The 12,068-nt window shown below is 62.1% G+C and carries 14 protein-coding genes; 7 read left to right on the forward strand and 7 right to left on the reverse strand.

Features of this window, described 5'->3' with window-relative positions:
* Nucleotides 1–33: 33 nt before the first annotated feature.
* The 3 genes from AC1D10_RS05560 to AC1D10_RS05570 all read right to left on the reverse strand — a co-directional run bounded on the left by AC1D10_RS05560 (nt 34) and on the right by AC1D10_RS05570 (nt 2,426).
* Nucleotides 34–1,065 (reverse strand): sensor histidine kinase, encoded by a 1,032-nt coding sequence (locus AC1D10_RS05560; protein ID WP_477269416.1) that lies wholly within the window; start codon nt 1,063–1,065, stop codon nt 34–36.
* 197 nt (nt 1,066–1,262) lie between these two features.
* The gene (locus AC1D10_RS05565) at nt 1,263–1,427 is read right to left on the reverse strand and encodes a DUF1328 domain-containing protein (RefSeq protein WP_027031438.1); all 165 of its coding nucleotides are present in this window, start codon (nt 1,425–1,427) and stop codon (nt 1,263–1,265) included.
* Nucleotides 1,428–1,631: 204 nt separating this feature from the next.
* On the reverse strand, nt 1,632–2,426 hold the full coding sequence (locus tag AC1D10_RS05570; protein ID WP_477269418.1) for a response regulator: 795 nt from the start codon (nt 2,424–2,426) through the stop codon (nt 1,632–1,634).
* Between the two features lie 221 nt (nt 2,427–2,647).
* Here AC1D10_RS05570 and AC1D10_RS05575 point away from each other — a divergent pair, with 221 nt between their 5' ends.
* Both AC1D10_RS05575 and AC1D10_RS05580 read left to right on the forward strand, forming a co-directional pair.
* On the forward strand, nt 2,648–2,851 hold the full coding sequence (locus AC1D10_RS05575) for a NepR family anti-sigma factor (protein WP_184875843.1): 204 nt from the start codon (nt 2,648–2,650) through the stop codon (nt 2,849–2,851).
* A gap of 3 nt (nt 2,852–2,854) precedes the next feature.
* A complete protein-coding gene (locus AC1D10_RS05580) occupies nt 2,855–3,406 on the forward strand; it encodes a sigma-70 family RNA polymerase sigma factor (protein ID WP_027037058.1) in 552 nt (183 codons plus the stop codon).
* 163 nt (nt 3,407–3,569) lie between these two features.
* On the opposite strand, the gene AC1D10_RS05585 is transcribed toward AC1D10_RS05580, so the two are convergent.
* Nucleotides 3,570–3,908, reverse strand: coding sequence for a response regulator (locus tag AC1D10_RS05585; RefSeq protein ID WP_477269858.1), 339 nt, complete (start codon nt 3,906–3,908; stop codon nt 3,570–3,572).
* Between the two features lie 213 nt (nt 3,909–4,121).
* On the opposite strand from AC1D10_RS05585, the gene AC1D10_RS05590 reads away from it, so the two are divergent.
* The 3 genes from AC1D10_RS05590 (at nt 4,122) to AC1D10_RS05600 (ending at nt 5,807) form a co-directional block, all read left to right on the forward strand.
* Nucleotides 4,122–4,883, forward strand: coding sequence for a Crp/Fnr family transcriptional regulator (locus AC1D10_RS05590; RefSeq protein WP_477269421.1), 762 nt, complete (start codon nt 4,122–4,124; stop codon nt 4,881–4,883).
* A 127-nt stretch (nt 4,884–5,010) separates the two neighbouring features.
* Nucleotides 5,011–5,337, forward strand: a complete 327-nt coding sequence (locus AC1D10_RS05595; RefSeq protein ID WP_477269423.1) for an ElaB/YgaM/YqjD family protein — start codon at nt 5,011–5,013, stop codon at nt 5,335–5,337.
* Nucleotides 5,338–5,348: 11 nt separating this feature from the next.
* Nucleotides 5,349–5,807, forward strand: a complete 459-nt coding sequence (locus tag AC1D10_RS05600; protein WP_477269425.1) for a hypothetical protein — start codon at nt 5,349–5,351, stop codon at nt 5,805–5,807.
* Nucleotides 5,808–5,885: 78 nt separating this feature from the next.
* On the opposite strand, the gene AC1D10_RS05605 is transcribed toward AC1D10_RS05600, so the two are convergent.
* Nucleotides 5,886–7,418 (reverse strand): sensor histidine kinase, encoded by a 1,533-nt coding sequence (locus tag AC1D10_RS05605; protein WP_477269427.1) that lies wholly within the window; start codon nt 7,416–7,418, stop codon nt 5,886–5,888.
* Between the two features lie 154 nt (nt 7,419–7,572).
* On the opposite strand from AC1D10_RS05605, the gene AC1D10_RS05610 reads away from it, so the two are divergent.
* Entirely contained in the window at nt 7,573–7,746 is a 174-nt protein-coding gene (locus AC1D10_RS05610; RefSeq protein WP_477269429.1) for a hypothetical protein, read from the forward strand.
* Between the two features lie 29 nt (nt 7,747–7,775).
* Here AC1D10_RS05610 and AC1D10_RS05615 read toward each other — a convergent pair whose 3' ends face one another.
* A complete protein-coding gene (locus AC1D10_RS05615; protein ID WP_477269431.1) occupies nt 7,776–8,696 on the reverse strand; it encodes a diacylglycerol/lipid kinase family protein in 921 nt (306 codons plus the stop codon).
* 285 nt (nt 8,697–8,981) lie between these two features.
* On the opposite strand from AC1D10_RS05615, the gene AC1D10_RS05620 reads away from it, so the two are divergent.
* On the forward strand, nt 8,982–10,295 hold the full coding sequence (locus AC1D10_RS05620) for a PRC-barrel domain-containing protein (protein WP_477269433.1): 1,314 nt from the start codon (nt 8,982–8,984) through the stop codon (nt 10,293–10,295).
* Between the two features lie 43 nt (nt 10,296–10,338).
* Here AC1D10_RS05620 and AC1D10_RS05625 read toward each other — a convergent pair whose 3' ends face one another.
* On the reverse strand, nt 10,339–11,913 hold the full coding sequence (locus tag AC1D10_RS05625) for an alkaline phosphatase family protein (protein ID WP_477269435.1): 1,575 nt from the start codon (nt 11,911–11,913) through the stop codon (nt 10,339–10,341).
* Between the last annotated feature and the right edge of the window lie 155 nt (nt 11,914–12,068).

Consider the following 12,068-nt stretch of genomic DNA (forward strand, 5'->3'; position numbering starts at 1 on the left):
GCCGGTTAAGGACGAGCTGGCGAAGGCGCGCGCTCATTCCGTCTCGAAATTGCCATGAGGAACGACAAGGCGGTATTCAAGGCGGTCCGGCATTATTTCAAGCGTCGCGGTTCCGTTCAGCGAGGCGGGCACGACTCGCTCAAGCGCGACACTGCCGAAGCGCTTCTGGCTGCGCTCGATGTCGCTCGCCGATATCGCTTCGGCCCATATCAGCGACAGCGCGACGCCCTCGACAGCGGTTTCAAGATCGGCCGTTACTTCGACGAAGCCGTCCGCATGCGAAAGGGCGCCATAGCTGACCGAATTGACGGCGAGTTCATGTATGGCAAGGCCGATGTGCAGCGCGGCGTTGGGATTGAGATAGGGATTTGCGCCGCGGAAGCGCAGGCCGTGCGACGGATCCACCCCGTTGCGACCGACTTGGCCCGACACCAGCTCGCGAAGTGCCGCGCCCCGCCAGTTGGAGGACGTCACCAGATCCTGGGACGAGGCCAGCGATTGCAGCCGGCCGCGAAAGCGGGTCAGGAAATCAGCGATGCCATCGGAATAGCGCCCGGTCTGGGTGGCTATGCTTTGAATGATCGCCAGGAGGTTCTTCGAGCGATGGCTGACTTCGCGCAACAGCGTCGTCAGGGTCTGCTCACGGCGCTTCTGGTCGGTCGTTTCAACCATGGTGGTGACGACGCCCTGCACTGTGCCGCCATCGCCATGGTCGGCGTCGACCCACACCTGAAACCAGCGAAAGCCGTCTTCGGCGGGAACACTGATTTCAAGGCGTTGCGGATTGCCGGATGCGATGACGTCGCGCTTGGCCGCACCGATGCGGTCGACCTGCGCCGCTGGCAGGATGCCGTTGCCGTCAGCGGTGTCGGAAACCCAGGGCGCACGCATGTTGCGCGCCCATACCGTTTTCATTTCGCGATCCTGATAGAGAACGGAAATGCCGGCATTGTGCAGCGCGTGGAGAAGAGCCCGGCCAAGTTGCATCCCGCTTTCGGCAGGATGCAGCGCGATGACTTCATCGCTCTGCACGTTGTCTTTCCTATCTCCGGTTCTGGAACGCATCGGCCAATCTGTCCACCCAACTCAGGGCTGAAGGCTGAACGGCTCACTGTGAAATGGGTTCCAACGAGGGTTACCCGAAAACCGGGCTCCAAAAGCAGTCCGCCGAGCGGCATCCGTTTAAGGATACCGCCCGGCGGTGGCTGGAAACCGTTTGAGGGGTGCGGCTTCCAGTGTTCGCTCGGATGATCGCTCGGTCGTCACGCCCGTTTGAACAGGCCGGCAAGAAGCGAAATCACCAGGAAAGCGAGAAAGATGAAAAACAATATCTGCGCTATGCCGGCAGACGTGCCGGCGATGCCGCCGAAACCAAGCGCGCCGGCTATGATTGCCACGACGAGAAATACGAGCGCCCAGTAAAGCATGATCCATCTCCTTCGAATGGTGCGATGAAAACGTGGTTAGATGCGGTTTGTTCCACCATTTGCCGAAAAAGGCGATGCCTGCAAATCGTTCTGAGCAGGGTGGCGCCGGTAATTCGCTGGTGACGGGTGCGGCATGCCAAAAGACCGCCTGATGCATCGCGTCAGGCGGTCCTTGATGTGGCGTCGTCAGGAAGTGCTGCGGCCTTACGCGGCGGCTTTCGCCTGGCGATCGAAGAACAGCGCCTGGCTGATCAGTGCCTTGACCATATCAGGGTTGAACGGCTTGGTGACCAGGAAGGCCGGCTCAGGGCGTTCGCCGGTCAGGAGACGCTCGGGAAAGGCGGTGATGAAGATCACCGGCACCGATGTCGACGACAGGATCTCGTTCACAGCCTCGATGCCCGAACTGCCGTCGGCAAGCTGGATGTCGGCCAGCACCATCTTCGGACGCGTCTTGGCGAACATAGTCACCGCCTCGGCATGAGTGCGCGCCGTTCCGACGACGCGATGGCCGAGGCTCTCGACCATTTCTTCTATATCCATGGCGATCAGCGGTTCGTCCTCGATGATCAGTACGTCCGTTGCCACCTGGCGGGATATCTCGTTGCTTGCCTGGGCAAGCAGCTCTGAAAACTCCTGGTCGCCGACATCGAGAATCTCGGCGGCTTCGTCTTCGCTGAAACCTTCGACGGCGACGAGCAGGAAGGCCTGGCGCGGGCGCGGCGCAATCGCATTCAGATTGGCGGCGGCGCGCTGTTCCCATGCTGATTGCGGCTGCTCCTGCGGAACGCGGATGGCGACCGATGTGAACAGCTTGGCGAAAACCTTGTACAGCGCAATGCGCTCGTTCGAAGCCTCGGGAAAGATATCGACATCGGCGATGATGGCCTCGAGCATCGCGGCGACCAGCGCGTCGCCACTCTCCTGCGATCCGGAAACGGCCCGCGAGAAGCGGCGCAGGAACGGCAGATGTGGTGCGATGGTGGCGGATAAGCTCATGGTAAGACGTCTCCCTCAGAATGACGTGATTGCATATTGCAGGTCAAGCTGATTGCAAGCCCCGGTAAACAACGCGGGTCTTGAGAAAAAGTTCCGACCTTGATGGAACTAAAGCGCCGGGACGGCGTTTGAATTCGGGATGGGCAACCAGACGAGGGTGTCGCTTGCGTTGTGTCGAGTAACATTGTGAGCGGCTTGGGCGCTGGGAATACAAGGGCAAAATGAAGGATATGACGAAAGATATTCTGGCTGGCGTCGCGGGCAGGCGCCGGAACGGTTCCGGTGACGCACTCGGGCCGAACTCCGAAATCGGACGCAAACTTAAACAATATTACGACGAGCTGGTCTCTGACGATGTGCCGGATCGCTTCGCCCAGTTGCTCAGTCAGCTGGAACAGGCCGAACCCGCACAGAAGAAGGACTGAGGCATGGCAGCGGTCTCCCAAGGCTTCAAGACCGATCTGCTTGGGGCAATCCCGAGCTTGCGCGCCTTTGCCGTGTCGCTGACGCAAAATGCCGACAAGGCGGACGACCTCGTCCAGGAAACACTGGTCAAGGCCTGGGACAAGCATGAGAGCTTCCAGCCCGGCACCAATCTCAAGGCGTGGCTTTTCACCATCCTGCGCAATGAATTCTATTCGCAGATGCGCAAGCGTGGGCGTGAGGTGCAGGACAGCGACGGTATCATGACGGCCAGGCTTGCCGTTCATCCGGCCCAGCATGGCCAGCTCGACCTGAAGGATTTTCGCGGCGCTCTCGAACAATTGCCGGAGGACCAGCGCGAAGCCATCATCCTCATCGGTGCGTCGGGCTTTTCCTACGAGGAAGCCGCCGAGATTTGCGGTTGTGCGGTCGGGACGATCAAGAGCCGCGTCAGCCGGGCCCGCACGCGATTGCAGGAGATCCTGAAGATCTCCGGGGAAGACGAGTATGGTCCGGATGCAATCTCGGCTCAGGTAACTGGCTCACCGGCCAGCTGACCTGCGATCGCGAGGCGCGATCGCACCAAGGTGTGGTGATGTTCAGATGAATGCTGGCCTGCAAACGCCGGTTTCTGCGCTTCCGGTGCTCACGTACTTTAAGTGCGCTCAGCTCCGGTTCTCGAAAACCAGCATTTCGGCCAGACCTGAACCTCTACACACCTTAAGTCGGGATCGTGTCGCAACCGGGAGCAGCGCGCCCGCAGGCCGCCGCCACGGCTTGCATGAGGTCATCACCCGAATAGGGCTTGCCGACCAGCCTGACGCCGGGAAACGATGCCTTGATTTCATCGGGATCCGAATAGCCCGAGGCGAACACGAAAGGGACCCCCGCGGCGCGCAGTCCCGAGGCGAAATCGAGCGTCGAGGTGCCGCCCAGCATGAGGTCGACGATGGCGGCGTCGAAGTGCGTGGCGACCTGCCGGCCGTCGATCTCGGCCAGATCGCGAGCGATCACCACCTCGCCGGCGCCATGGTCACGGCAAAGCTGCTCGACATCCATGGCGATGAGAAATTCATCCTCCAGGACCAGAATCCGCAATCCGTCAAGCAAAGGGGGCACAGGCAAAGGCTCCTCGAAACGCACCGAAAGTCATGATCGCTATTTGGTGAGCTGTCATTTAAAAAAGACATGTGCCCGCCCCGGAACCTCGATCTGCGCAACGCGTTTGACACGCAGCCTTCTGAAGACCGGGCTACTCGAAGAGGGGTCGAAATGTCAGGCCAGACCGGTCGCGCTTTCTCCAGCCGCCAATATCCTTGCGAGAACTGCCCGTTGCGGCCGTTACCGGTTTTCCGCGACTTCGAAAAGCAGGAACTGGCCTTCATCAGCAAATTCAAGAAGGGCGAGCTCGCCGTCGACAAGGGAGCCACGGTCCTGGTGGAGGGAAGCCACAGCGCTCATCTCTACACCGTGCTCTCCGGCTGGGCGTTTCGCTACAAGCTGATGCGGGACGGCCGCCGCCAGATCCTCAACTATCTCATGCCCGGCGATCTGATCGGCCTACAGGGCAGCGTGATGGGCGAGATGCAGCATTCCGTCGAGGCCCTGTCGCCGATGCTGCTGTGCGTTTTCGAACGCGAGTATCTCCACGAGCTCTACCGCAACCATCCCGGGCTGGCCTACGACATCACCTGGATCGCATCGCGCGAAGAGCGCATGCTGGACGAGAATCTGCTCAGCCTCGGGCGCCGCAGCGCAATCGAGCGTGCCGCCTACCTTATCGCCTTCATCGGCAGCCGGGCCAAGGTCGTCGGACTGAACGGCAAGCAATCCGTCCAGATTCCAATCACGCAACAGCACATCGCCGACACGCTCGGCCTGTCGCTGGTTCATACCAACAAGACGATCCGCAAGCTGATGGATCGCAAGCTGATTGTCTGGCGCGACGGCGGTTGCGAGGTCACCGACAATGAAGGGCTCAAGCAGCTCGCCGGCTGGGAAGGGCTGGGCGAGGCGCGCCGGCCGCTGATCTGACGAAGCGACTTTCGCGAGGCGGTCGGATCGGGTGCGCGCGCAGGCGTTTTCGGCTACTTTGTCCCGGTTCTCGGAACCTTGAGACATGCGGCGCGTTTGAAATCAAGCAATCACAAGGAGTTAAGCAATGGCAACTGCCGCAGGAAAGACCGCTAACGAAGGCCGGCCGAATTCAGACCTGGAAGCCGATATCAGGCAGTTGAAGGCCGATATCGACAAGCTAACCAAGCAGCTGGCCAAGACCGGCGAGCATGGTTACGGCACCGCGCGCCGTGCGGCCACGGAAGGGGTCGAGCAGCTGCGTGCGCAGGGCGAAGCAGCCTTTGACAGTCTGCGCGGCAACGCCAAGGATATCGAAGCGCAGATGATGGCAAGCGTGCGCGAAAAGCCGGTGACGTCACTGGCGATCGCTGCCGGCGTCGGCTTCCTCTTCGCGCTTCTCGCGCGTCGCTAGTCGCATACCAGATGGGAATGCTGGCATCCCTCATTTCCGGTCTCGCCTCTGGCGAAACCGTTGCCGCCATGCGCCGTGCACGCACGGCGGCAATCGTTTATGGGCTCGCCGCAATCGCTGCACTCTGCGGCCTCGGCTTTCTGGTCGGGGCAGCTTACATCTGGGCCGCAACCCGCTACGGATCGCAAGCGGCCGCGTTGGGCTTCGGCGCCGGGTTCCTGGTGCTTGCCGGGCTGATCCTGCTGATTTACCAGATATCCGCAGGCGCGCGCGCCCGGCGCCGGGCGCAACGACGCAATGCCGACATGAAAGCGATAGGCATCACCGCCGCGCTTGCCGTGCTGCCGGCACTGCTCAAGGGAAAAGGCGGTCTCGGCGTCATTCTGGGTCCGGCCGTGGCGCTGGCCGCCTACGCCATCTACCGCGAAAACGTGAAACCCGACGATTCGGATGAAGACGAGCGGAAGTAAGGTCGTCGGTCTCCCCCGGGTGAATTTGGGGATCCGAAAACCGGCTTCCACTTTTGCTTCGCTGACCTTCATGATCTGTCACTTCGACAGATCTTCCAGCGGCATCGATATCTGGCAAAACACGCCTTCCGGCCGGAACTCATGGATCACTTCGCTTGAAATGACCTTGGCGAGGCTGCGGCGAATGAGGATCGAGCCGAAGCCGTGTCGCTCCGGCGGAGCGACTTGCGGGCCGCCGCTCTCGCGCCAGGTCAGCACGAGGCGTCGGGCACCCTTCCTGCCTTGCGTCTTCCAGTCGAGATCAACCTTGCCGGACGCCACCGACAGCGAGCCATATTGCAGCGCATTGCTGGCCAGTTCGTGCAGGATCAGGCCAAGTCCGACGGCCTGGTCGGGGGACAGCAACAACTCGTCGCCGGAGATCGTCATGCGTGGCTGTTCGGTCGTGTCGAACGGCCTGACCTCGATCTGGACGAGTTCGCGGATACCGATGCCGCGCCACTCGCGGTCGGACAACAGATTGTGGGCGATGCCCAGGGCCTGAAGCCGGGAGCCGAAGGCTTCGAGAAATTCACTCGGCTGGCGGGCATGCCGCACGGTCTGCGTCGCCAACGCCTGGACGGTCGCCAGCGTGTTCTTGACGCGGTGGTTGAGCTCGCGCAGCAGCAGCCGTTGCCGCTCGTCGCCAAGCTTGCGCTCGGTGATGTCGTAGTTGACGCCGAAAATCAGTGTCGGCCTGCCGTCGCCATCGCGCTCGATGACACGGCCGCGCGTGGCGAGCCAGCGCGGTGGATGAAAGTCCTTCACCCGGTATTCGCCGAAATAGTCGTCGCTGCCGGTTAAGGCGTCACGAAAGCGGGTTTCGGTCTGGTAGACGTCGCGTGGATCGATGGCGGTGAGGATGTCGCGCGCCCGCAGCCGGTTGGAGCGCGGCAAGTTGAACAGCTCCGACAGCAAGGTGTCGCATTCGATGATGTCGGTGCGGATGTCCCATGCCCAGCTGGCGAGCGAAGCGGCATCGAGCGCGATGGCGCGCCGCTTTTCCTCGCGCACGAGTGCTGCCTCGGCGATGGCGCCGCTGCGGGTCGCATCCTTCAAGGTGAACAGACTGGCGGCGAGGCCGGCGAGCGCCTTCAACTGCTCAAGCCTGGCGCGGGACGGAAAGGCATGCGGCTTGCGGTCGAGCACGCACAGCGTGCCGATGCGGGCGCCCGCCACGATCATCGGCGCGCCAGCATAGAAGCGCACATGGTGCTTGCCGGTGACCAGCGGGTTGGCCTTGAAGCGTGGGTCCGTCGTTGCATCCGTCACCACCATCGGCTCGTCGCCGGCGGCAATGGCATGGGCGCAGAAGGATATGTCGGTCGCCGTTTCGGTCTCGTCCAGACCGACACAGGATTTGAACCACTGCCGCTGGTGGTCGACGAGCGTCACCAAGGCAATGGGCGCGTGCATCGCCGCCGCGGCAAGGCTGCTTATGCGGTCGAAATCCGGATCGGCCGCCGTGTCCAGCACCTCCAGCCCCTGCAGCACGGCAAGCCGGTCCTCGTCCTTGACCGCGCGCGCAACTTCGGCCGGCAGATCCGGCACTGTTTCCGCCTTGCTATCCACCCAAGTCCCCAATGCCCCGTCCTGGTCTTGCCCGCTTCACGGACCTGCCGGCCTGCAACCAGCCGGCTTCCCGGAACCATCCTAGCGAGGAACCGTTACCCGACCGTGTTTTGCCGAGCGCGCCAGTCGGCGCGAAACGAGACAAGGACCGACAATGGTCAAGATCATTCCTGAAAACAAAGCGCGTCAGGGCCGGTGGGGCTGGCACGGCTTGCGTATCCTGATTGCCGCGCTGCTTCTGGCCTTCGTTGCCTGGGGCATCGCCGAAATCTATGGTGAATTGGCCAAGACGCCGGCAACAGAGCAAGGAAGCGCGCCAAGCGGCTAGATTTTCAACTTTCATCGTCCGCGGTCGCATCAGGCAGCCTTTGCCTCGGCGATGCTGGCCGGCACCAGGACATTCAGCGCGCCGGGCCGGATTTCGATCGTCGTCTCACGGTCAAGCCTGACCAGTTCACCATCCATGACGGCGCGAAACCTCCTGCTGCCCGAATGGATTTTCAGGACCGTTCTGTCCGCCTGATGGATTTCCACGTGCTCGTTGTCGCGCCACTTGCCGCGCGCCATGTTGAAGAAGAATTTGACCAGTTCGGCGCGCTGTTGCGCCACCGTGACATAGACTCCAAGCACGCCGCCCGCCGGGTTGTCGGCGTAAGGCAGGTGACCTTCACCGAACAGGTTGTTGGTGATGCCGATGCCGGTAATGCGGGCCGCCATCTCGGCTTTGCCGATGCTGAGCGTCACATTCATCGCCGGTGGATTGTTGATCGTCGCCCAGGCCGCCCTGGCCGAGGCGCGGATTTTTCCCAAGCGCGAACCGAATTCCATCTTCTGGCGCAGTTGCACCATCTTCGCATGCATGCCGATCGAGAACTGGTGAACGAAGGGCCGGCCGTTGGCGGTGGCTATATCGACCGCGATGATTTCGCCGTCAGCGAAGGATTTCAGCGCGGCATCGAGCGACTGTGGAATGCCCAGCCCGCGTGCGAACAGATTCATGGTGCCGGCGGGCAATATGGCGAGCGCCTTCCTGGTGCCCATCAGCCGAGCGGCCGCGGCAGAAATGGTTCCGTCGCCGCCGCCGGCCAGTACGACGTCGACGGAGCGGCGCGATGCAGCGCCGTCGAGCGTCTCCACCACGTCCTTGCCGTCAACAATTTCAATGCTGAGCGAGTGGCCTGCCGTTTCCAGGGTCTGACGCATCTTGTCGGAGAAAACGGCAAGGTCCGTGTTGCGCAAGGTGCCGCCGTCCCGGTTCAGCACCGCTGCAAATTTCATGCCCCGCTCCGTCATTCAATCGCAATTGGGCCGGGACAGGCCCAGCCACAGGCTGAAACGTGACGAAGCGGGAAAGGTTCCGTTTCAAGAGCAGCGAAATTCACACGACGCATTTTACGGCCGCCTCGTATATCCCCCTGGTTTTCACCATCGGCGCGCATTTTTTTGTCGGAACAACAGCATGGTCACGACGTTGTGAAGCTGTAGCAGATGCCGCGTCCGTCCCCTCAGTGAGGGTTCAACTGGGCGTGGCGTGCACGAAATCACGCACGAGGAGAGACTGACATGATCCGCAACCTCTTAGCCACGACTGCAATCGCAACGCTGGTCGCGACCGGGGCTTACGCGCAGAGTGCGACAACCGCGGCGCCAGCGCAGACCCCTGCCGTCCAGGAACCAGCCGCCGCTCCGGTGCCGAGCGCCGAAGGCAGCATCGTCACCAACATCATCGGCGAATCCGTCTACAACGGCACCGGCGATGACGCCGAGGACATCGGCAAGGTCAGCGATGTCGTCTTCGACAAGGAAGGCCAGGCCAAATCCGTCGTCATCGGCGTCGGTGGTTTTCTGGGTGTCGGAGCGAAGAACGTCGCTTTCGACTATGGCAAGCTGCAATGGGCCGAGAAGAACGGTGACCGCTGGCTGGTCGCCCAGACGACCAAGGACGAACTGACGGCGCAACCGGAGTTCGACAGCAAACCCTATGCGCCGGCTCCTTCGCCTGCTGCATCGACCGATGCAACGGCGCCGACGGCGCCGGCGACGACGGATACCGCGCAGACGCCTGTCGATTTGAATGCTGCTCCGGCTGAGGCGGTGAAGCGTGCCGACGGCAATCTCGCCACCAACATCATCGGCGAAACCGTCTACAACGGCACCGGTGATGACGCGCAGAACATCGGCAGCGTCAACGACATCGTTTTGACGAAGGAGGGCAAGGCCGAGTCGCTGATCATCGGCGTCGGTGGCTTCCTTGGTCTTGGCGCCAAGAATGTTGCCTATGAGTTCGGCAAGGCCCAGTGGGCCGAGAAGAACGGCGACCGCTGGCTCGTAGCCCAGACCACCAGAGAAGAGCTACAGGCGCAGCCGGACTTCAACCGCAAGGCCTATGACCCGGTACCGGCGACGACGGCGTCCAATGAGCCCGCGGCAACGGCGCCGGCCGCTGCACCGTCCGGCGCCACGGCGGACAAGACGGCGGAGGCTACGACACCCGATGCCACGGCTCCGGATCAAACTCAGACGGCAGCTATCGACAAGTCGACACTGACCGAGATGCCAGTTGGCGAAATCCGAGGCGATGAACTGAAGGGCACGACAGTCTACGGCGCCAACGACGCCAAGGTCGGCGAGATTGGCGACGTCGTGCTGGCACCCGACAGCAAGACCGATGCGGTGATCGTCGATGTCGGCGGCTTCCTCGGCATTGGCGAGAAGGAAGTCGCGATCGGCATGGATAATCTCAAATTCATGACCGACAAGGACGGCAAGAAGTACCTGTACACGACCTTCACCAAGGAACAGCTCGAAGCGCAAACCGCCTACGACAAGGGCAGCTATGCCGAGAAACGCGACCAGCAGCGTCTGATCGTGCAGTAGGAACGAATAATGGCAGTAGGGCAGTAGGGTTGCGGCCGTCGGCTTACCTACTGCCCTCTCCTTGTCCTCTGCTGACATAACCCACGACGCCGTGCTCGGTCAGTTCGGCCAATGCCAACGACTGGTCGAGATGTTCGGCTCGCCAGGCAAGCAGTCGTTCGGCGAACCCCAGCCGCACGGCCTGATGGGCAGGATCAGCGGCGAGGCTGTTCAATTCACCCGGATCGCTTTCCAGGTCGAAAAGCAGCGGCGGCAGGCCGCCGCCGAAATGCACATACTTGAATTTTTCCGTGCGGATGACGGCGAGGTTGCACTGGCGTGAGGCGATGCCGAAATGCCGTTCGCCCTCGCCTCCGGCAATCGAGCGGAAATCGAATTCCCAGTGCGCGGCATCGCGCCAGACTGACGGCTGCTCGCCCTTGATGAACGGCTTCAGTGAGTGTCCATCGAGGTGCGGAGCGGCATCTTGACCAAGCAGGTCGAGAAGCGTCGGCAAAATATCCACCGCTTCGGTGAAATGATCGACGCTACCGGCCGCCTTGCCTTGGCGCGGGTCGCGGATGATCAGCGGAATGTGGTAGCTGCCGTCGAAGTAGCCGCCCTTGCCCAGCATGAAATGGTCGCCCATCATCTCGGCGTGGTCGGAGGTCAGCACGATGATGGTGTCGTCCCAGGCGCCCGCCGCCTTGACCGCTTGCCAGATCCGGCCGAGCTGCGCGTCGACCTCGGAGATCATGCCATAATAGATCGCGCGGACGCGGCGAAAGTCGTCATCGCTCCAATCATGCACCTTGCCGCTGGAGCCAGGACGGAACTTGGCCTGCTTCTGCTGGCCGAGATCATAGGCGAGATAGGGATGGCTCTTTGCCTCGGCCTGCCAGCTCGCCGCACGGCGGAAGGCGGCACCGTCGGCTGGATCATACAGCGTGTTGTATGGCTCCGGCACGATGAAGGGTGGGTGCGGGCTGATGAAGGAGAGATGAGCGAACCACGGCGTGGCCTGCTCCTGCTCACCGAGCCAGCGCATGAATTCGCCGGTCAGGAAGGCCGCTGGCGTTGCGTCCTTCGAGTAGACGGGCGGTGCGTTGCTGACAGTGGCCTCCACCTTGCCGCCGTCGTTCACCGGGCGATGGATGTCGGGAGATCCGGCGCTGACATCGATGCCCCGCTGCTTCAGCCAGGACAGCCACTGCTTCTGATGCTCGGGTAGCAACTGGCGCACCGTGAATCCCGGCAGCACGCCCTCATAGCTTTGCAGCCGCGGGTCGCTCGGCGCCAGCAGGCGCGGGTCGAGCGACACGTCGGTGTAGCCGAACAGCGTCGGATCATAGCCGAGGCTGCGGGTATGCAGCGCGATGTTGCCGTGACGGGCGTCGAGCGGTGAGCCATTGCGGCAAACGCGGTTGTTCATCTGGTAGAGGCCGGTGTAGAGGCAGGCGCGGGCCGGCGAGCAAGGTGCTGCGCCACCGTAGTGCCGCCTGAACAGCACACCGTCGGCCGCCAGCGCGTCTGCATTCGGGGTCTTCACCACCGGATGGCCGGCGGCCGACAGGCAATCACCGCGCCATTGGTCGCATGTGATCAGGAGAATGTTCGGGCGCCTGGCTTTTCCTGTCACTCGCGATACCCTTGTCCCATGATGGTCAAACGCCGATCATGGAACCGAATTCCGGCCATGGCGCAAGCCTGACAAGTTTATCAATTGGTGAACAGACTTCTTTAGATTGTTCACTTTTACAGCACAGTCCATTCTGCGTTTGCCGCCTTTGCCGC

It is taken from the genome of Mesorhizobium sp. P2_A8 (assembly GCF_056404935.1).